Source organism: Pseudomonas sp. GW456-12-1-14-TSB6 (assembly GCF_059424205.1).
In genome coordinates, this window is record NZ_JBWKZE010000021.1 from 1 (window position 1) to 17289 (window position 17289).

A 17289-nucleotide genomic window follows, 5' to 3' on the forward strand; every position below is an offset into this window, starting at 1 on the left:
GGTTGGGGGAGGGGGTGGATATGCCTAGGTTGGTGAGGCCCTAAATTGCGAGGTTCAAGGCATACCGGACTAAAGGCCAGTTGACATCATTTTTTCTCTTTTGCTATCTAAAGGCTTTAATACCACCAAAAACAAGGATGAGAGATGCGTAAAGCATTAATTTTTGGCAACGGATTGGGGATGGCTCTTTCGCCCAATCATTTCAATTTAGCCCAGGTTATGCACGATGTATGGAACATCGCTCACTTTTTAACGCCAGAAGACAAAAGGCTGATCAGTCTCACCCTCGGGCATGAGAATGCGATACCACAAAATGAAGAACAACTCGACGTATTACATCAAGCTGTCACAGCATGCAAAACGCTAAATAATATACTTTCCCCGAATCTACATTGGCTCACAGCACAAGGACAGCACTTTCCTGTTGCAGTGGCTAAATATATGCATATGGTGGCGAGCAGGCTGCATTTAACCGACGCTGATTTGCCCGCATCTTTCATAACTGCACTGTGTGAATTTATTCAACAGACTAACTCTCATGTTGCTACCTTGAATTACGACAGGTTACTGTATGGGTCGTTTATTGACCGCGGAATCCTCTCCGGCTATGGAGGAAATCTAGTCGACGGGATAACTAATCAAGGATTTGATTCGTCTAATTTGGAACGATTGTGGGGTAGGACCTTCGGTTACTACCTGCACTTGCATGGATCTCCTTTGTTTTACACAGACATTGATGGGCGTATTCGAAAGCTTCAGCGTCATGAGATTAGTACATTTACCGCTAATCCTTCCGAGCACATAGTGTTAACCCATGTTGCGCATAAGCGATCGGTCATAAGCGCTTCGCCTATTCTCACTACCTACTGGCATTATTTGCATCGCGCGCTGCAAGAGGCAACTCAAATTGTTGTGGTTGGTTATTCTGGTTGTGATATACATCTGAACGAGTTGATTGCTATGTATGGAGCGTATAAACCCATTCGAGTGATTGAGTGGGCTGCTGCACATCACTATCAGACCAGGCTGGGTCAATGGCAAATTGTATTTAAATCAACAAATGTCGTTCTGGAGTTGCAGGATAATATATTGAATAATTACGCATGGTAAGAGGCGAAAGGAAACTGATCTGTTTTTGGAAACTAGATTGAAAAAGTGGGGGCTAAAATAAATCCGTCCCGTTTGATGTTCGTTTTATGTTGTAATTCGTAATGATACTTTTTTGTGATTTTTTGGTCTAAAATGAACGGTTCCTTGTGGTGGTGTTTAGTACGGAAGGGCGTGATTGAGTGCCATTGCTTGAGTTATAGGGAGTAGCGGTTAAGGTGAGTACGGTAAATATCTCTGAGTATAGCGATTCTTGGGTTGAGAGTTTTTTAAGGGAGTCGAAATTAATTGGCTCAGTAGTAAGTTGCACGAAAATTTATATTGATCATGTGGGTTCGACATCGGTTAAGGGGTTATCCAGTAAGCCTATAATTGATATGCTGATATCAATCAGTGATTGGTCTCTTGTTGATACCCTTGTGAATGAGTTGAGGGGGATAGGCTATGATTTAAATGAGCAGTGCGATGATGCTCCTAGATTTTACCTTACAAAATATACATCTGATGATTCAGTTTCTTTTCATATCCACGTATGCAAGCCTCATAGTCGTTGGGGGAGGGACATGCTTGTTTTTAAGAATGAGCTTGCTTCCGATGAAACCCTTGCTGATGATTATGTAGAACTGAAAAAGCATCTTGCAGAGATTTATCATGATGATGCTAAAGCTTATGGGCTTGGTAAAAAAGACTTTATTGAAGGTAGGTTGCGAGAGGTGTATAGCGAATTTAGCATAAATCGGTTGCTCAGCCATCAGCGAGCTGAATCTAATAGGGCTGAAAAATTACAAATGTTAATGATGTTTACCCAGCTTTTGGTTGCAGTGATTGCCGCGATTTCTGTTTTTTCGAACGATAATAAGTATCTATTTGTATACGCAGTCCTTGGCTTTGTTCTAATGCTTTTGTGGTTCTACTTAAGCCAAGGACAGTTGTTGCATCGATCAGCTGGAGATCAGGCGCGCCGAGCAGTTTTACTTATGAGCGGCCTTGAGATGGAGCCATCGGCTGGTCAACAGCTTAGAATCAGCGACGGATTTAGAGTGGCAATTTCTCCCAATATGATTCGGCGCGAAGAAGATCATTTTGCGACTCGAGAAACTCCTGGTAACAAGCGATTGGCGGAGATGATTGAAGAGTCATCGTACTGGACTCGGGATCTTCAAAATACAAGTTCTCAGGCTATGGCTGGGTTGCTTTTCTTGCTTGTAGCAACTGTGTTTGTAGTGAGCGGTGCTGCTGTGGCGTCACTCAAGTCAGATGGCTTGATAACTATGTCTCGTGTGATGATAGCAATTATGGTGTTTGTTATTTCGTCCGACGCTCTAGGCTTGCTACTTTCTTACAGAAACTCTGCTTCTACGATTGACGAGATATTCAAACGGGTTGAGGTGGCAGCTGCAAGAGGTTATCGAGAGTCTGATGTCTTGCTGCTGATGTCAGATTACAATGCGGCTATTGAAAGGGCACCTACCACACTGCCTTGGGTTTATAAGTTAAGTCATGCTGGACTGAATAAGCGGTGGCAGGCTTACATTGAGGCGAAGCTGCTTGGCGATTTCAGCGAAAAATCAACCTGACTCTTTATGCATGGTGTTGAAGTAACCAGTTTTCATGAAAAAATGGGGCTGATTGATTATTCAGTAAATAGATCAGTCCCCTTTGTATTTTTTCTCAACAGTTTGATCAGGAAGGCGTCTTTTTTGAAGCAAAATGGGGCTGATTTGTTCAGTGTATGGATCAGTCCCCTTTGTTTATAGTTTAAGTGTGCGGGGTTGAAAGTGAAAAAAACAAAACAATGGTATGAATTTCAGGAGTTAATTGCCGAGCACTTTCGTAGCTTGGGTGCAATGGCTAAGACAAATGTGTCACTTGACGGCATCAGAACTCAGCATGATATAGATGTTTTAGTAGTTACGAAGTTTTTAGGTGCTGATATTAAGTGGGTTGTAGAAGCTAAATATTGGAAAAGCAATGTTCCGAAAGAGAAAGTGCTAGCATTACGCACGGTAGTCGATGAAGTTGGCGCTGATAAAGGGTTTTTAATTTCTGCTAAAGGCTTTCAGAGTGGTGCGATGGAGGCTGCGCTGAAAACTAATATTCAGCTTGTTACTTTTGAGGAGTTGAAAGAGCGTACTAAGAATATAATTCAGAGTGAAATGCTTCAGGCGTATCAGGCGCGCGCGGACTTACTTATGAAGCGCTATTTTTCGCACTCTAAAACCGTACGCATAAAATATGGTCTGAGGGATGACGTTTTTGATTATTCGCTCCGATTTAGTGGTCAGCTATTCATTGGGATGATTTTTGCTGCTATTGAGAGAGCTAAAGAGAATAAATACCCGATGTGCGTGAGGTCTTTGTTTAAAGTTCGGGTTGGTGAAGAGATTGTTGAGAGTTGCCCGGAGTTTAGTAATTGGCTCAATTTGAACCTGAATATGTTTGACGAAATGCTGCTTAAAGCTGAACATGCCATGATAATAGGTGGGGATTTTGACCCAAATGTAGAAGATGAAAACGATTTGGAGGCGGTGGAAAATAATCGAGCTCATCAGGAACGAATGAGGGAGCTCTACATCTTGATGGGTAAATCAATATTGGTTGGTGGTGATGAAGAGGGCATTACGGATGCAGATAGCTGATTAAGTAATTGTCTTGTGAGTGGTGGGGTGGAAATTTGGTTGGAATTGAACGTGTTAATGGTTGCACCCACGCAGTATGGCGCCCTAAGGTTAAAATTGGAGTGTCAGTGCGACGTATAAAGGACTAGAAAAGGAAAAAGTGTGGTGTTCCAGGCAATAGATCGCTCCCCTTTGAATGAGTTTGTTAGATTGTAACCCATATAAGTTTTTCAACTCTCTCGGGTCTTCCGTCCGACCACATAAGTTTCACAAGATGCTTTGATTTGGTACTGAGGCCTACGGAAGCAATCAGTTCAACAGTTTGATGGACATCAAGCTGTTGCAATGGGAATTTTTCATCGATTTCGCGTGTTGAAATAACGTCATTCCCTTCGGGAAAGTCTATTGAGACATTCTGTGCAGGGACCTTGCCTTTATTCCAGACTTTTAAGCGATAATGATTGTTCCCGAGTTTTAGGAAGGAGGCGCCGAGCTCAGCTTGCTTCTCGATCTCAATAACTGCGCTTTCCTTCTCAAGCAATAGCTGATTAAGTTTCTCCTGGGTTGAGATTAATTTTTGCTGACGATTGTTAAACTGAATGGTTTTGATTGTTGCGTAAATTGAGAAAATTAGCGCAAGCCCTGCGATCACGTCTCCGGAGTCGATTACGAAATTGATCATTTTATTTTTATATTCTTGTTGCCTTTGAATGCGGCGGTTAAAGATTTTTTCATTTGGTTAGCAATGTCTTTTACAATGTTTGCTTTGATTTCCTCCAGGTTTTCTTGGATGTTTTCACTGTTTTCGCGCAGTAGCTCATCGCGCTGAATTACTCTCTCGCATTGGATGCATTTGACCTCAGGGCTATCGCTTGACTCATATTCGAAAGATGTTCCTCCACAAGTCGGACACTGCATTGCAATGGTGCGAGAGTGTTTGCCGATTTTCATAGTCGTCTAAACCTCTTGATGTGAGGAGTGAATGAGTCACCAATGCCCGGAGATAGAGATTAGTACAAGCTTAATAAAAAGAGCAAAAAATGCGGGCTGATTTACTTTCTGGCATTCAATCAGTCTCCTTTCATGCTAGAACCCTTCAGCCTCTACCACCGGCACCAACGGAATGAAAAAGCTTTTAATCGCAGCGATCCTCGTCGTAACGACGGTGTTTTACGTCGGCTACTACGAAGCCCTTGAGGACGGAGACATCGAGACCATTGTCTTCATCAAGAAGCACCCGACGTTTCAGATGAAGTTCTACAACATCCACGCGAACGATGGAGAAATCCGGAAGGTAGAGCGCCTGACAGCAGAGGAGCGGGGGTGGATTATTGATTACTGCAGGTATCGGTTGGGAATCGACACAGACCTGAAGACTCAGGACGACGTCGAGATGTGCCGCAAAAAATAGAAATGCTCATTTGGCCGAGGTCGTCAGTCGCACCTGACAACCTCGGCCATTTTCTTTTCGTCTATTGAGCTACAGCACTCAGACGCTTACGTCTTCACCTCAACATGATCCAACGCCTGATTCACCGCCAGCTCGCTCAACATCACCAACTGCGCAATCCCTATCGCAGTCTTGCGATGTGCAGGCTCAAGCGTGGCGGCGAAGTTATTGAGCATTTCGCTCGCCGATCCCAATGATTCGCTGGCGTTGGCCAGCAGGGATTCAGTGTTGTAGGCCGGGTTGGCCAGGTACATGGGGTCGTGTTTGTGGTGGCTGCCCATGATGCGTTGTTGTGGGGTGAGGTAGTGGTCGAGGGCGCGTTCGGCGGCTTCGTTCAGGGTTCGGGAGTCGGGGAATTTGTAGGGGGAGACCGGGTCGGTTTCTGGTGGGTTTGGTGTTGGTTTGAACATAAATGTAGCTCCATATGGGACTTAAGGAGCCATCACTCTCGCTACCAAACGAGTGGTGGTGGCCATACGAAGGTTGGTAGACCGGCCCATATGGAAAATCCGGCGCGCCCGAGGGCGCCCTGCGCATGGCCACCATAAGACAAATGCCGAAAGGGCGTCTGCGCTAGGTGACGTTATGCGTCATATGGGAGGTCGGGCTACCAAACCCGATCACTGTTTTTCAGTGACCCGGAAACGATAAGACCCTCACCCTAGACGCACAAGCCGGCGGATTCTGGCGTAGTCGTAGGCAATGACGCAAGGCGTTGTAGCCTTGAGGAAGTAACGGTGGGTGTCGTTAAACAGTATTCAGAAAGTCGGTTAAACAGACGGATTTTCACAAACCAGTAACTAACCCGCGTCGTCTTTACTGGGCTCCTTTGACGCGTCAGGACATTCATTGGCCCATCGCGTAACCGTTATTTCTTTGAGTTGCTCTCCCATGGTGTCGACTCGCAAGCAGGCGCCTTTCTTTGAATAGAAAAGGATGCAGCGCGAGCTGTCAAAAGAGCAGGTATCGAGCTCCAGGAAATCGCGTGCGGCCAGCTCCCGCTCGACGCCACTGTATTCATAACCATCGCTGGTGTGCATCCGGGTTGGCTTCCATCCCTGTCTGATCAACTTGGATCTGGCCGACACCAAGGGCTCATCGACGGCGATGCCTGCTGGCCCGTGCTTGTCGTTTGTCGCTTGCGAGCCGCCGGCAAACGCAAAGCTTGTACCCGTGCAATAAATTGCGAGGAGCAGGAGGATCGGGGTTTTCATTTAGCAGTTCCTCCAGCAGATTTGTAGCTAACTAAAAACTTTGGATAGCCGGCGTACGGTTGGGGTGGAGAGTGGTGCTTCTGCCTGGACCTTCCGAACAATAAAGGGGCGGATTATTTCAGTTCGTGAGCGGCTGCTCTCGGCTCGATTTCAAATCTGCTTAACAGCGCGGCACCATCCGTAACACCAAGAATTTGATCGATAGCGGCGATTTTTCGGGTTGCTTGGTCGAGCTGAAAGTCGGCGTTGCTGTATGTAGCCTCCGCTTCATTGTGGAGTGCGTAGGCCAAATGCGCCGCGACACGGACGCTCATTGGGGTATCGGCATCGCTGCCCAGATAATCAGCAAGCAATGCCCTGATCTCAAGGAGTGCGAGGGCTAGTAGCCTGGCCTGGTCAGTATGCATAAACGAATCCTGGATATTGCAATGAGTGTGCGAAACGAACCTCGCGAGGTTATATAAATTCATAGACAGGCAAAAGCGAAAGGCCGCTTCGAGTCGAAAGCGGCCCTCACCCCAGCCCTCTCCCGGAGGGAGAGGGGGCCGACCGAGGTGTCTTGCGCTCTACATCGACCTGAAAGATCGAGTTGATTATGGATTCAACGCGGTAAGCGCAAGTTGGTTTAGATCTTTAGGTGGATGTCGGAAATGTCCCACGACTTATTCATATACCTCCGAGCCGACCGACGTTTCGGGACGGTTTAGAGCTAGGGGTTCTCGGGTCGGCTAAGCAACGTCTCCAGCCGAGCCAGCGGCGGCGCATCTTGGTTGCGGTCAAACACCTGCACCCCAACCTTGAGCAACCGCCCATTCTCCGCCCCCCCAATCACCTGCTCACACCGCAACAACAACCGCCCCTGATCACACTCCATCACCTTGACCCCCATCGGCAATCGCCCCTCCAGCCGCAATTCCGCCATCCGACTCTGCGCCGCAATCATCGCAATCGAGCGATCCCGCAAAACCCCGCTGCTCTGCGTCATCAACCCCGCCACGCGCACGGCGGCGGACATGGCGACGGCGATGATCGCCAGCGCGACGAGCACTTCGATCAGGGTGAATCCGGCTTGCGGGGAGGGGGTGCGCATCGGGGTCTCGGGCGGTCGGGCAGCCCTTGACGCTAACGCCCGTGCTTGACGGCTTGACGACGAAAACACCCGAGGATTTTCAACATCCCTGACATATCTTCTTGCAACACTGCGCGTCGAATCGAATCAAGCCAGGGAATGACGAGATGGATATCGCGCAGTTCAAACAGCCCAGTCGACCGAGCCGGATGCCCCGTGGGCAGCAGGGTTTCACGCTGATCGAGATCATGGTGGTGGTGGTGATTCTCGGGATTCTGGCGGCGATGGTGGTGCCCAAGGTGCTCGACCGGCCGGATCAGGCGCGGGCCACGGCGGCGAAGCAGGACATTGGCGGGTTGATGCAGGCGCTGAAGTTGTATCGCCTCGATCACGGCACTTACCCGAGCCAGAGCCAGAGCCTGAAAGTGCTGGTGGAGCGGCCGGCCGATGCGAAGAACAGCAACTGGCGCTCGTACCTGGAGCGCCTGCCGAATGACCCGTGGGGTCGTCCTTATCAGTACCTCAATCCCGGTGCCAACGGCGAGATCGACATCTTTTCCCTCGGCGCCGACGGCCAGCCTGACGGCGACGGCGTGAATGCCGACATCGGTTCCTGGCAGTTGTAAGGCCGGTCATGAACAGCCAATCGAACCAGCAGGGGATGGCGATCATCAGTGCGCTGCTGATCGCGGCGGTGGTCGCGGTGATCGCTGCCGGCATGCTGACCCGCCAGAGCGTTTCGACCCGGGCGCTGGAAGCCGAACAATTGCGCGTGCAGGGCCGTTGGGTGTTGCACGGCGGGTTGGAGATCAGCCGGCAATTGTTGTGGGATGCGCGGCAGCGCGATCCGCTGACCCGACTCGATCAACCCTGGGCGCAGCGCTTGAACACCCAGGGTTTCGAGGGGCGGCTGGAGGACGAGCAGGGCAAGTTCAACCTGCGCAATCTGGTGGCTAACGAGCGGATCGATGATGCGCAGGTGCAGGCGTTCGAGCGCTTGTGCGAGTTGATTGGTGTCAGCAGCGGCTTGAGCCGGCGCATCAGTCAGCGGGTGATCGGCTCTTATCCGCACCTGTTGAATGCCCAAATAGTGGACAAGCCTGTGGCGAAAAGCACTTTCGACAGCGGGCGCGCCACGTCGCCGTCCGCGTCGCGCAAACCGCAATCGCCGACCTTGCCGATGCTGCGCACGCTTGATGATTTGCGCAGTGTCGACGGGGTCAACGATGCGCTGTTGGCGAAAATGGCGCCGTACCTGACGGTGATTCCGGCGACCACCTGGGTCAACGGCAACACGGCCACGGCGCCGGTGTTGGCGGCTTATGTGCCGGGGCTGTCGCTGGAGCGGGCGCAGGCGTTGATCAATGAGCGTGACGCCGGGCGTTGGTTCATCAATCGTGGGGATTTCGTCAATCGCCTGCGCCTGCCGCAATTGGAGATCACCAGCGTCAAGGTCGGCATCACCAGCGACTGGTTTCGGCTGCGCGGGCAGGCGCGGCGCGATCAGCGGCGGGTCAGCCTCGATGCGTTGCTGCATCGCAGTCAGGATCGGTTGCCGCAAGTGATCTGGTCGCGGGTGGGCGTATGAGCCAGTTGCGCGTGAGTTTGCCGCCGCTGGCGGCGCTGAGTCTCGACAGTGAAGTGGATTGTGTTTGGCTGGATCGACAGGGGCAGGTCACTCGCCAGGAACGCGTTCGACTTGGCGCGCTGCCGAAACAGCCGCTGTTGTGCTTTCTGCACCCGTCGGACAGCCTGTTGGCGAGTATCGATCTGCCGCCGCTGCCTGCGAACAAAACCGCTGCGGCTGTGCAATGTGCGGCGCAGGCCTTGATGCTCGGCGACAGCGCCGAAATGCACATCGCCCACAGCGCTCGCAATGAAAGCGGCCAGGTGCAGATTGCCTGGGTAGCACGCAAGGATTTGCAGCACCTCGGGCAATACGGCTTGAACCTCAGAGGCCTTTATCCGGCGGCCTACAGCTTGCCGGTGATGGCCGGCGGCGTCGGCTGTCTGCACGACGATCACCTGTTGCTGCGCCACGGCCAGAACTCGGCTCAAGTGCAGCCGATGATCGACGAAGCCTGGCTGCTGGAAACCGGTCTGCCGGCACACTGGGTCGGTGACGGCGCGCCTGAGGCGGTGCAATCGACATTGGCCGACACGCAACGCTCCTCCGGCCCGTTGCCGAACTGGGGCCTGCACGGCGGCCTTCAGCAACCGGGCACCGAACATCGCGGTTGGGGCAGGGCACTCGGTTGTTGTGCGCTGGCACTGGCGGTGTGGGTGATCGGTTTGAACTTGTACGCCGCTCGCGAGGCCGGGCAGGGCCAGCAGCTCAAGGCGCAGATGGCGCAGCGGGTGAAGCAGGCGTTCCCCGAGTTGCCGGTGATCCTCAATCCGTTGCAACAGGCGCGTCAGCAAATCGCGGCGCGTCAGCAGGGCGCGGTGGATGCGCCGGGGCAGGATTTCACGCGGCTGGTTTCGCAGGCCGGCAGTGGCATGCCGTCCATGGCGGGCACGGTGCAGCGGCTGGAGTTTGTCGACGGCGCGTTGCAATTGAGTCTGCTGCCCGAGGCCCGGCGTTCGGGCAACGACAAGGACTGGCAAGACACGCTTGCCCAGGCGGGTATCAGCATCAGCCCGAACGACGACGGCTGGGTCTTGCGCCCGGCCGGCGAGGCGACCGCTGCCACCGACAACGACGACAGCAGCGGAGCCGAAGATGAATAGCCCATCGCTTGCGAAATACCGCGCCGGTTGGCAGCGCTTCAACGCTCAGTTGCAGGCCCGTTGGCAGCCGTTGGCCGTGCGGGAAAAACGCATGGTCGGCGGCATGGCGGCGCTGTTGCTGGGGCTGTTTGTGTGGGTGGCGTTGGTTCAACCGCCGCTGAAGAAGATCGCCGCCTCGCAAGTCGAAACCCCGAAACTGCGCGCCCAGGCTGAAGCGCTGGAAGTGCTGTTGCGCGACGTCAGCGTGCGCCCGGACGGGCAGAACCTGGAACAGTCGCTGCAACAGACCTTGCAGGCCAGCGGCCTGGGCGGCCATTACCAATTGGCGGCCGCGTCCGCCGGCTGGCAGTTGACCTTCGACGCGGCGCCGGCCGACGCCGTACTTGACTGGCTGCTGAGCCAACCGCGGAATTTTTCACTGCAAGTGGTCGAGGCCCGTCTGCAACGCGCAGACGACGCCGCGACCGATGACACGGCCGGCACTCTGTCGGGCACCGTACGCATGGATCAGGCGCTGGGCGCTAAGGAAGCTTCATGAAGGGGTCAGGATCCAAACGCATGGCGTTGCCGATGCTGTTGATGGCATTGAGCGCGTGCAGCAACACCACACCACCGAATCAACCGCCGCTGCTGGTGGACAGCGAACTCGGCCGGCCGTTGGCCAACACTCAGCGCAGTGGCGACGCGGTGCTCGACCGCGAGCGCGCGCAGGCTCAGGTCAAACCGGCGCCGAAGCAATTGCACAACATCACCGAACGCGCCCGCAGTGGCGGTTCGCCGCGGGGCACGACGTTGCCGGCCAATCCGTTGGGCGATCAACCGGTGACGCTGAATTTCGTCGATGCGGATATTCAAGCGGTGGTGCGGGCGTTGTCGCGCTCCACAGGCCAGCAGTTTCTGGTCGATCCACGGGTCAAGGGCAACCTGACGCTGGTCTCCGAAGGCCAGGTGCCAGCGCATCAGGCTTATGACATGTTGCTGGCGGCGTTGCGCATGCAGGGTTTCAGCGTGGTGGATGTCGGCGGCGTGGCGCAGGTGGTGCCGGAGGCCGACGCCAAATTGCTAGGCGGGCCGATTTACAGCGCCGACAAACCGGCCGGCAACGGCATGCTCACTCGCACGTTCCGCCTGCAATACGAGAACGCGGTGAACCTGATCCCGGTGCTGCGCCCGATCGTGTCGCCTAACAACCCGATCAACGCCTATCCGGGCAACAACACCATCGTAGTCACCGACTACGCCGAGAACCTGACGCGGGTCGCGCAACTGATTCAGGGCATCGACACCCCGAGCGCCATCGACACCGACGTGGTGCAGATCCAGAACGGCATCGCCGCCGACATCGCGCCAATGGTCGCCGACCTGCTCGACGCACCGGGCAACGATCCAACGCAGAAAATCGCGGTGATCGGCGACCCGCGTTCCAACACCATCATCATCCGCGCCGGCAGCCCCGAGCGTACGGAGCTGGCGCGCAACCTGATCTACAAACTCGATAACGCCCAGAGCAATCCGAGCAATCTGCATGTGGTGTATCTGCGCAACGCTCAGGCCGGCAAACTGGCCCAGGCCTTGCGCGGTTTGTTGACCGGCGAGAGCGACAGCGGCACCAGCGACAATGCGCGCTCGGTGCTCAGCAACATGGGCAGTTCCACCAATTCGGGCGGCGGGCAGAATGGCCAGAGCGGCACGCAAAGCAACGGCAGCACGTCGACCACCAACAGCGGCAGCACCGGCGGCAGCTACGCTCAGGGTAGCAGCGCCACTAGCGGCAGCGGCAATGCGCAAAGCGGCGAACAGAACATCGCCTTCAGCGCCGGTGGCGTGACCATTCAGGCGGACGCCACCACCAACACCTTGCTGATTTCCGCGCCGGAGCCGCTGTACCGCAACCTGCGCGAAGTCATCGATCTGCTCGACCAGCGCCGTGCGCAAGTGGTGATCGAAAGCCTGATCGTCGAAGTCGGCGAGGACGATGCCAGCGAATTCGGCGTGCAATGGCAGACCGGCAACCTCGGCGGCAAAGGCGTGATCGGCGGCGCCAACCTCGGTGGTTCGGGGATCAACGTCAATGGCAAGACCAGCCTCGATGTGCTGCCGCAAGGCCTGAACCTCGGCTACGTCAATGGCACCGTCGACATCCCCGGCATCGGCAAGATCCTTGACCTGAAAGTGCTGGCCCGAGCCCTGAAGAGCAAGGGCGGCACCAATGTGTTGTCGACGCCGAACCTGCTGACCCTGGACAACGAAGCGGCGAGCATTTTCGTCGGCCAGACCATCCCGTTTGTCAGCGGCAGCTACGTCACCGGCGGCGGGGGCACCAGCAACAACCCGTTCCAGACCGTGACCCGTGAAGAGGTCGGTTTGAAGCTCAACGTGCGACCGCAGATTTCCGAGGGCGGCACGGTGAAACTCGACATCTATCAGGAAGTCAGCAGCATCGACGAACGCGCCTCGGCCGCGGCCAATTCGGCGGGGATCGTCACCAGCAAACGCGCGCTCGACACCAGCATCCTGCTCGACGACGGGCAGATCATGGTGCTCGGCGGTCTGCTGCAGGACGGCTACAGCCAGAGCAATGACGCGGTGCCATGGTTGTCGAACATTCCGGGGTTGGGCGCGCTGTTTCGCAACGAACGCCGCTCGATCACCAAGACCAACCTGATGGTGTTCCTGCGCCCGTACATCATCCGCGACAGCGCGGCGGGGCGCAGCATCACGCTTAACCGCTACGACTTCATGCGCCGCGCCCAGGGCGGTCTGCAACCGGAGCGCAGCTGGGCGATGCCGGACATGCAGGCGCCGCAATTGCCGGCCACCGCTCAAGGCGTGCCGGCGCCGGTGTCCGGCCCGCGTGCGACGATCAAAGCGGTGCCGCTGCAATGAGCGCATTGCCTTACGCCTGGGCCAAGGCGCAGCGGATTCTGCTGCGTGACGGCGTGCTGACGGTGTGCCCGTCGACGCCGGGCTGGTCGATCAGCGAAGTACGGCGGCAGTTCGGCGCGGCGAGGCTTGAGCGGGTGCGCGATGACGAGCTCGACGGCCTGCTGGCCACGGCCTACGCCGACACCGGCAGCGCGGCGGCGGTGGTCGGTGCGGCGGAAAACGAAGTCGACCTCGACCGCCTGATGCAGGACATGCCGGAAATCACCGACCTGCTCGACACCCAGGACGGCGCGCCGGTGATCCGCATGATCAACGCCTTGCTCACCCAAGCCGCGCGGGACGAGGCCAGCGACATTCACATCGAACCGTTCGAAACCCATTCGGTGGTGCGCTACCGGGTCGACGGCACGCTGCGCGACGTGGTGTCGCCGCGCAAGGCGTTGCACGGTGCGCTGGTGTCGCGGATCAAGATCATGGCGCAGCTCGATATCGCTGAAAAACGCCTGCCGCAGGACGGCCGCATTGCGTTGCGCGTAGCGGGGCGGCCGATTGATATTCGCGTCTCCACCGTGCCCACCGGTCATGGCGAGCGAGTGGTGATGCGTCTGCTGGACAAGCAGGCCGGGCGCCTGCATCTGGAAACCTTGGGCATGGATGCGCAGGTGCTGGCCAAACTCGATCACCTGATCCGCCAGCCCCACGGCATCGTGCTGGTTACCGGCCCGACCGGTAGCGGCAAAACCACCAGTCTTTATGCGGCGCTGGCACGGCTTGATGCGAGCACCAGTAACATCCTTACCGTGGAAGACCCGGTGGAATATGACTTGCCGGGCATCAGCCAGATTCAGGTCAACGCGAAGATCGACATGACTTTTGCATTGGCATTGCGGGCGATTCTGCGGCAAGACCCGGACATCATCATGATCGGCGAGATCCGCGACCTCGAAACCGCGCAGATCGCGGTGCAGGCTTCGCTGACCGGTCACCTTGTGCTCGCGACGTTGCATACCAACGACGCGGTGTCGGCGGTCAACCGCTTGGTCGACATGGGCGTCGAACCGTTTCTGCTGGCCTCGTCGATGCTCGGCGTGTTGGCCCAGCGCTTGGTGCGGCGCCTGTGCAATCAGTGCAAACAGGAAGACCCGGCCACGCCCGGCACTTGGCGTCCGGTGGGTTGTGCCGCGTGCAATCACACCGGGTACAGCGGCCGGACCGGCATTCATGAGTTGTTCTGCATCGACGACGACATCCGCACCCTGATTCACCAAGGGGCAGGGGAGCAGGCCTTGCGTGCTGCGGCGAGCAAGGCCGGGATGTTCAGCCTGCGCGAGGACGGCGAGCGCTGGATCCGCAGCGGTGCCACGGCGCCGGAAGAAATCCTTCGTGTGACACGGGACGCCTGATGAATCGCTATCGTTTTGAGGCCGCCGATGCCAGCGGCAAGATCGAATCCGGGCATCTGGAGGCGGAGAGTCAGGGCGCGGCGTTTGGCGTGTTGCGCGGTCGTGGCCTGACGGCGTTGTCGGTGGAGAAGGAAAGCAATGTCTCCCAGCACGGCGGCGGTGGTTTGTTCAGTGCCAAGCTGTCGGACAACGACCTGGCCTGGGCTACCCGGCAGCTGTCGAGCCTGCTGGGCGCCAGTCTGCCGTTGGAAGCGGCGCTAAGTGCCACCGTCGAACAGGCGGAGAAAAAGCACATCGCCCACACCCTCAGCGCCGTGCGCGCCGATGTGCGCAGCGGCATGCGCCTGGCCGAAGCGCTGGCGGCGCGACCACGGGACTTTCCGGAGATTTACCGGGCGCTGATTGCGGCGGGCGAGGAGTCCGGTGATCTGGCGCAGGTGATGGAGCGGCTGGCGGATTACATCGAGGAACGCAATAACCTGCGCGGCAAGATTCTCACCGCGTTCATCTATCCGGGTGTGGTCGGGCTGGTGTCGATCGGCATCGTGATTTTCCTGCTGAGTTACGTGGTGCCGCAGGTGGTCAGCGCGTTTTCCCAGGCGCGGCAGGACCTGCCGGGGCTGACGCTGGCGATGCTCAATGCCAGTGATTTCATTAGGGCGTGGGGCTGGTTGTGCGCAGGCGTCATGGCCGGTGCGTTCTGGAGCTGGCGCCTGTATTTGCGCAATCCGGCGGCGCGTTTGAGTTGGCATCATCGGGTGTTGAAGCTGCCGCTGATCGGGCGGTTTGTGCTGGGGCTGAACACGGCGCGGTTCGCCTCGACGCTGGCGATTCTCGGCGGTGCGGGGGTGCCGTTGTTGCGAGCGCTGGAAGCGGCGCGGCAGACCTTGTCCAATGATCGTCTGAGCCTGAGCGTCAATGAGGCCACCGCCAAAGTGCGCGAGGGCGTCAACCTGGCGGCAGCGCTGAAAGTGGAGAACGTGTTCCCGCCGGTGCTGATTCACCTGATCGCCAGCGGCGAGAAAACCGGTGCGTTGCCGCCGATGCTCGAGCGTGCGGCGCAAACCCTGTCCCGCGATATCGAGCGCCGGGCGATGGGCATGACCGCGTTGCTTGAGCCGCTGATGATCGTGGTGATGGGCGGGGTGGTGCTGGTGATCGTGATGGCGGTGTTGTTGCCGATCATCGAGATCAACCAGTTGGTGCAGTAGTTTTTTCAACTTTTTTGCCGGCGCCCGGATCTCACCCGAGCGCCAAAAACAGCATCCTCGGGTTCTCCTTTCTGTCATTTGCAACGGCCCTTCAAGGGCTGTGGGCGATTCCCTCGAAAAGCTTGCCGCAGACACTCCGAACAACCCCCGGAACACCCGAGAAAATCCCTCGAAAATCACCTCGCACCTCCCGAGGTTTTTTCCTTTATCTGTCACCGGAAACTGCGAATTTCTCAGTGCGACTTAACCACGGACCCCGCTTGCGAAGGTCGGCGGTGAGTCTTCCCAGTGTCATGCAAGACCCCTGAAAACCTGTGTTCACACCCAACGTTGAAAAGGAGATTCTTCATGTTCAAGCGCACTCTGATCGCAGCTTCCCTGACCGTCGCTGCCCTGGCTTCCGCCCAGGCCATGGCCGCCAACGTTACCGGTGGTGGCGCGACTCTGCCTGCCGCTCTGTACAAAGGCTCTAGCAACAGCATCCTGCCAACCAACTTCAGCTACGTGGGTACCGGTAGCGGCACCGGCAAGACCGCTTTCCTGACCAACAACTCGGCACTGTTCAGCACCACCGGTTCGGTTCACTTCGCCGGTAGCGACTCGATCCTCAGCGCTTCGGAAATCAGCACCTACAACGCCAACTTCGGCGCTTCGTACGGCCCGCTGATCCAGCTGCCTTCGGTGGCCACTTCGGTTGCCATCCCTTACAAAAAATCCGGTCAGACCGCTCTGAACCTGACCAGCGCTCAGCTGTGCGATGCCTTCTCCGGCGCCAAAGCCACCTGGGGCGAGCTGCTGGGCACTTCCGACACCACGCCGATCCGCGTTGTTTATCGCAACGTTTCCAGCGGCACTTCGGAAATCCTGACCCGTCACCTGAACGCGATCTGCCCGACCAGGTTCGCCACCAACTCCACGTTCACCAGCGCTCGTCTGCCAGCCGGTTCGACCCTGCCTTCGAACTGGGTAGGCGTTGCCGGTACTGCTGACGTGGCCACTCAGGTCAACGCTGTTGACGGCTCCATCGGTTACGTCGGTCCGGACGGTGTGAACGCCGCCAGCAACGCAGTGGTTGCTCGCGTCAACGGCGTACAGCCAACCACCGCCAACGTTTCGCTGGCACTGGGTTCGGCTGCTCTGCCAACCACCCCTTCGAACCCTTCGCAGTGGGTACCGGTCGTTCCTAACCCAGCCAGCGGTTACCCGATCGTGGCTTACACCAACTTCATCTTCGGCCAGTGCTACAAGGACGCAGCCGTGGCCGCTGATGTCAAAGCCTTCCTGACCACTCACTACAGCAACCCGGGCAACAACGCTGCCACCATCGCTCACAGCTTCACTCCGGTTCCAACCAACTGGAAAGCGGCTGTGACTGCCAACTTCGTCACCAACACCTCGGGCAACAACCTGGACATCAACAACGCCAGCGTCTGCAACGCTGTCGGTCGTCCTTTGTAAGCCTCGTTTCACGGCAATGAAATGGCAGCAGCCTTCGGGCTGCTGCCATTTTTTTTGGCCGATCTACTCCTCATTCATGAAGTTTGTGTGACATCCGTTCGGTCGCGGCCCCCGCCAACCGCCTATGTCGTAACAGCAGGGGC

Annotated in this window: 18 protein-coding genes; 12 read left to right on the forward strand and 6 right to left on the reverse strand. The window is 56.4% G+C overall.

Annotated features, from left to right (window positions below):
* The first annotated feature begins 144 nt into the window (after positions 1-144).
* The 3 genes from AC07Y2_RS19305 (at position 145) to AC07Y2_RS19315 (ending at position 3746) form a co-directional block, all read left to right on the forward strand.
* On the forward strand, positions 145-1110 hold the full coding sequence (locus AC07Y2_RS19305) for a hypothetical protein (RefSeq protein ID WP_103386693.1): 966 nt from the start codon (positions 145-147) through the stop codon (positions 1108-1110).
* Between the two features lie 215 nt (positions 1111-1325).
* Positions 1326-2684 (forward strand): GrpB family protein, encoded by a 1359-nt coding sequence (locus AC07Y2_RS19310; protein ID WP_103386692.1) that lies wholly within the window; start codon positions 1326-1328, stop codon positions 2682-2684.
* Positions 2685-2885: 201 nt separating this feature from the next.
* Complete coding sequence (locus AC07Y2_RS19315; protein ID WP_158248864.1) at positions 2886-3746, forward strand: restriction endonuclease; 861 nt, start codon at positions 2886-2888, stop codon at positions 3744-3746.
* A 184-nt stretch (positions 3747-3930) separates the two neighbouring features.
* Here the strand turns inward: AC07Y2_RS19315 and AC07Y2_RS19320 are convergent, their stop codons facing one another.
* Together AC07Y2_RS19320 and AC07Y2_RS19325 are read right to left on the reverse strand one after the other, a co-directional pair.
* A complete protein-coding gene (locus AC07Y2_RS19320) occupies positions 3931-4407 on the reverse strand; it encodes a hypothetical protein (RefSeq protein ID WP_219736980.1) in 477 nt (158 codons plus the stop codon).
* Positions 4404-4676, reverse strand: coding sequence for an ECs_2282 family putative zinc-binding protein (locus tag AC07Y2_RS19325; protein ID WP_103386690.1), 273 nt, complete (start codon positions 4674-4676; stop codon positions 4404-4406). Before AC07Y2_RS19325 ends, AC07Y2_RS19320 begins: the two co-directional genes overlap by 4 nt.
* Before the next feature lie 172 nt (positions 4677-4848).
* Here AC07Y2_RS19325 and AC07Y2_RS19330 point away from each other — a divergent pair, with 172 nt between their 5' ends.
* Entirely contained in the window at positions 4849-5136 is a 288-nt protein-coding gene (locus AC07Y2_RS19330; RefSeq protein WP_103386689.1) for a hypothetical protein, read from the forward strand.
* Positions 5137-5222: 86 nt separating this feature from the next.
* Here the strand turns inward: AC07Y2_RS19330 and AC07Y2_RS19335 are convergent, their stop codons facing one another.
* From AC07Y2_RS19335 to gspI, 4 genes are all read right to left on the reverse strand, one after another.
* The gene (locus AC07Y2_RS19335; protein WP_011333718.1) at positions 5223-5585 is read right to left on the reverse strand and encodes a DUF6124 family protein; all 363 of its coding nucleotides are present in this window, start codon (positions 5583-5585) and stop codon (positions 5223-5225) included.
* Positions 5586-5975: 390 nt separating this feature from the next.
* The gene (locus AC07Y2_RS19340) at positions 5976-6389 is read right to left on the reverse strand and encodes a hypothetical protein (protein ID WP_103386688.1); all 414 of its coding nucleotides are present in this window, start codon (positions 6387-6389) and stop codon (positions 5976-5978) included.
* A gap of 113 nt (positions 6390-6502) precedes the next feature.
* Positions 6503-6796: a hypothetical protein gene (locus tag AC07Y2_RS19345; RefSeq protein ID WP_103386687.1), complete on the reverse strand. Its 294-nt coding sequence runs from the start codon at positions 6794-6796 to the stop codon at positions 6503-6505.
* Between the two features lie 302 nt (positions 6797-7098).
* Positions 7099-7479: a type II secretion system minor pseudopilin GspI gene (gene gspI / locus AC07Y2_RS19350; protein ID WP_103386686.1), complete on the reverse strand. Its 381-nt coding sequence runs from the start codon at positions 7477-7479 to the stop codon at positions 7099-7101.
* 146 nt (positions 7480-7625) lie between these two features.
* Here gspI and gspG point away from each other — a divergent pair, with 146 nt between their 5' ends.
* From gspG to AC07Y2_RS19390, 8 genes are all read left to right on the forward strand, one after another.
* Complete coding sequence (gspG, locus tag AC07Y2_RS19355) at positions 7626-8084, forward strand: type II secretion system major pseudopilin GspG (protein ID WP_085668249.1); 459 nt, start codon at positions 7626-7628, stop codon at positions 8082-8084.
* A gap of 8 nt (positions 8085-8092) precedes the next feature.
* On the forward strand, positions 8093-9046 hold the full coding sequence (gene gspK / locus AC07Y2_RS19360) for a type II secretion system minor pseudopilin GspK (RefSeq protein WP_085668248.1): 954 nt from the start codon (positions 8093-8095) through the stop codon (positions 9044-9046).
* A complete protein-coding gene (gene gspL / locus AC07Y2_RS19365; RefSeq protein ID WP_085668247.1) occupies positions 9043-10188 on the forward strand; it encodes a type II secretion system protein GspL in 1146 nt (381 codons plus the stop codon). The genes gspK and gspL overlap by 4 nt, the downstream gene beginning before the upstream one ends.
* Entirely contained in the window at positions 10181-10726 is a 546-nt protein-coding gene (locus AC07Y2_RS19370) for a type II secretion system protein M (protein ID WP_207273870.1), read from the forward strand. Before gspL ends, AC07Y2_RS19370 begins: the two co-directional genes overlap by 8 nt.
* Positions 10723-13074, forward strand: a complete 2352-nt coding sequence (gene gspD, locus AC07Y2_RS19375; protein ID WP_103386684.1) for a type II secretion system secretin GspD — start codon at positions 10723-10725, stop codon at positions 13072-13074. Before AC07Y2_RS19370 ends, gspD begins: the two co-directional genes overlap by 4 nt.
* The gene (gspE, locus tag AC07Y2_RS19380) at positions 13071-14477 is read left to right on the forward strand and encodes a type II secretion system ATPase GspE (protein ID WP_085646839.1); all 1407 of its coding nucleotides are present in this window, start codon (positions 13071-13073) and stop codon (positions 14475-14477) included. The genes gspD and gspE overlap by 4 nt, the downstream gene beginning before the upstream one ends.
* Positions 14477-15688 (forward strand): type II secretion system inner membrane protein GspF, encoded by a 1212-nt coding sequence (gspF, locus tag AC07Y2_RS19385; protein ID WP_102621804.1) that lies wholly within the window; start codon positions 14477-14479, stop codon positions 15686-15688. The genes gspE and gspF overlap by 1 nt, the downstream gene beginning before the upstream one ends.
* Positions 15689-16036: 348 nt before the next feature.
* Positions 16037-17146 carry a substrate-binding domain-containing protein gene (locus tag AC07Y2_RS19390; RefSeq protein ID WP_074690257.1) on the forward strand — a complete coding sequence of 370 codons (1110 nt, stop codon included), beginning with the start codon at positions 16037-16039 and terminating at the stop codon, positions 17144-17146.
* Positions 17147-17289: the final 143 nt, after the last annotated feature.

Excerpts from the sequence above, each read along its gene's own strand:
- AC07Y2_RS19305 (WP_103386693.1), top strand. The coding sequence starts at position 145 with ATGCGTAAAGCATTAATTTTTGGCAACGGATTGGGGATGGCTCTTTCG.
- AC07Y2_RS19320 (WP_219736980.1), bottom strand. The coding sequence starts at position 4,407 with ATGATCAATTTCGTAATCGACTCCGGAGACGTGATCGCAGGGCTTGCG.
- AC07Y2_RS19325 (WP_103386690.1), bottom strand. The coding sequence starts at position 4,676 with ATGAAAATCGGCAAACACTCTCGCACCATTGCAATGCAGTGTCCGACT.
- AC07Y2_RS19330 (WP_103386689.1), top strand. The coding sequence starts at position 4,849 with ATGAAAAAGCTTTTAATCGCAGCGATCCTCGTCGTAACGACGGTGTTT.
- AC07Y2_RS19335 (WP_011333718.1), bottom strand. The coding sequence starts at position 5,585 with ATGTTCAAACCAACACCAAACCCACCAGAAACCGACCCGGTCTCCCCC.
- AC07Y2_RS19340 (WP_103386688.1), bottom strand. The coding sequence starts at position 6,389 with ATGAAAACCCCGATCCTCCTGCTCCTCGCAATTTATTGCACGGGTACA.
- AC07Y2_RS19345 (WP_103386687.1), bottom strand. The coding sequence starts at position 6,796 with ATGCATACTGACCAGGCCAGGCTACTAGCCCTCGCACTCCTTGAGATC.
- gspI (WP_103386686.1), bottom strand. The coding sequence starts at position 7,479 with ATGCGCACCCCCTCCCCGCAAGCCGGATTCACCCTGATCGAAGTGCTC.
- gspG (WP_085668249.1), top strand. The coding sequence starts at position 7,626 with ATGGATATCGCGCAGTTCAAACAGCCCAGTCGACCGAGCCGGATGCCC.
- gspK (WP_085668248.1), top strand. The coding sequence starts at position 8,093 with ATGAACAGCCAATCGAACCAGCAGGGGATGGCGATCATCAGTGCGCTG.
- gspL (WP_085668247.1), top strand. The coding sequence starts at position 9,043 with ATGAGCCAGTTGCGCGTGAGTTTGCCGCCGCTGGCGGCGCTGAGTCTC.
- AC07Y2_RS19370 (WP_207273870.1), top strand. The coding sequence starts at position 10,181 with ATGAATAGCCCATCGCTTGCGAAATACCGCGCCGGTTGGCAGCGCTTC.
- gspD (WP_103386684.1), top strand. The coding sequence starts at position 10,723 with ATGAAGGGGTCAGGATCCAAACGCATGGCGTTGCCGATGCTGTTGATG.
- gspE (WP_085646839.1), top strand. The coding sequence starts at position 13,071 with ATGAGCGCATTGCCTTACGCCTGGGCCAAGGCGCAGCGGATTCTGCTG.
- gspF (WP_102621804.1), top strand. The coding sequence starts at position 14,477 with ATGAATCGCTATCGTTTTGAGGCCGCCGATGCCAGCGGCAAGATCGAA.
- AC07Y2_RS19390 (WP_074690257.1), top strand. The coding sequence starts at position 16,037 with ATGTTCAAGCGCACTCTGATCGCAGCTTCCCTGACCGTCGCTGCCCTG.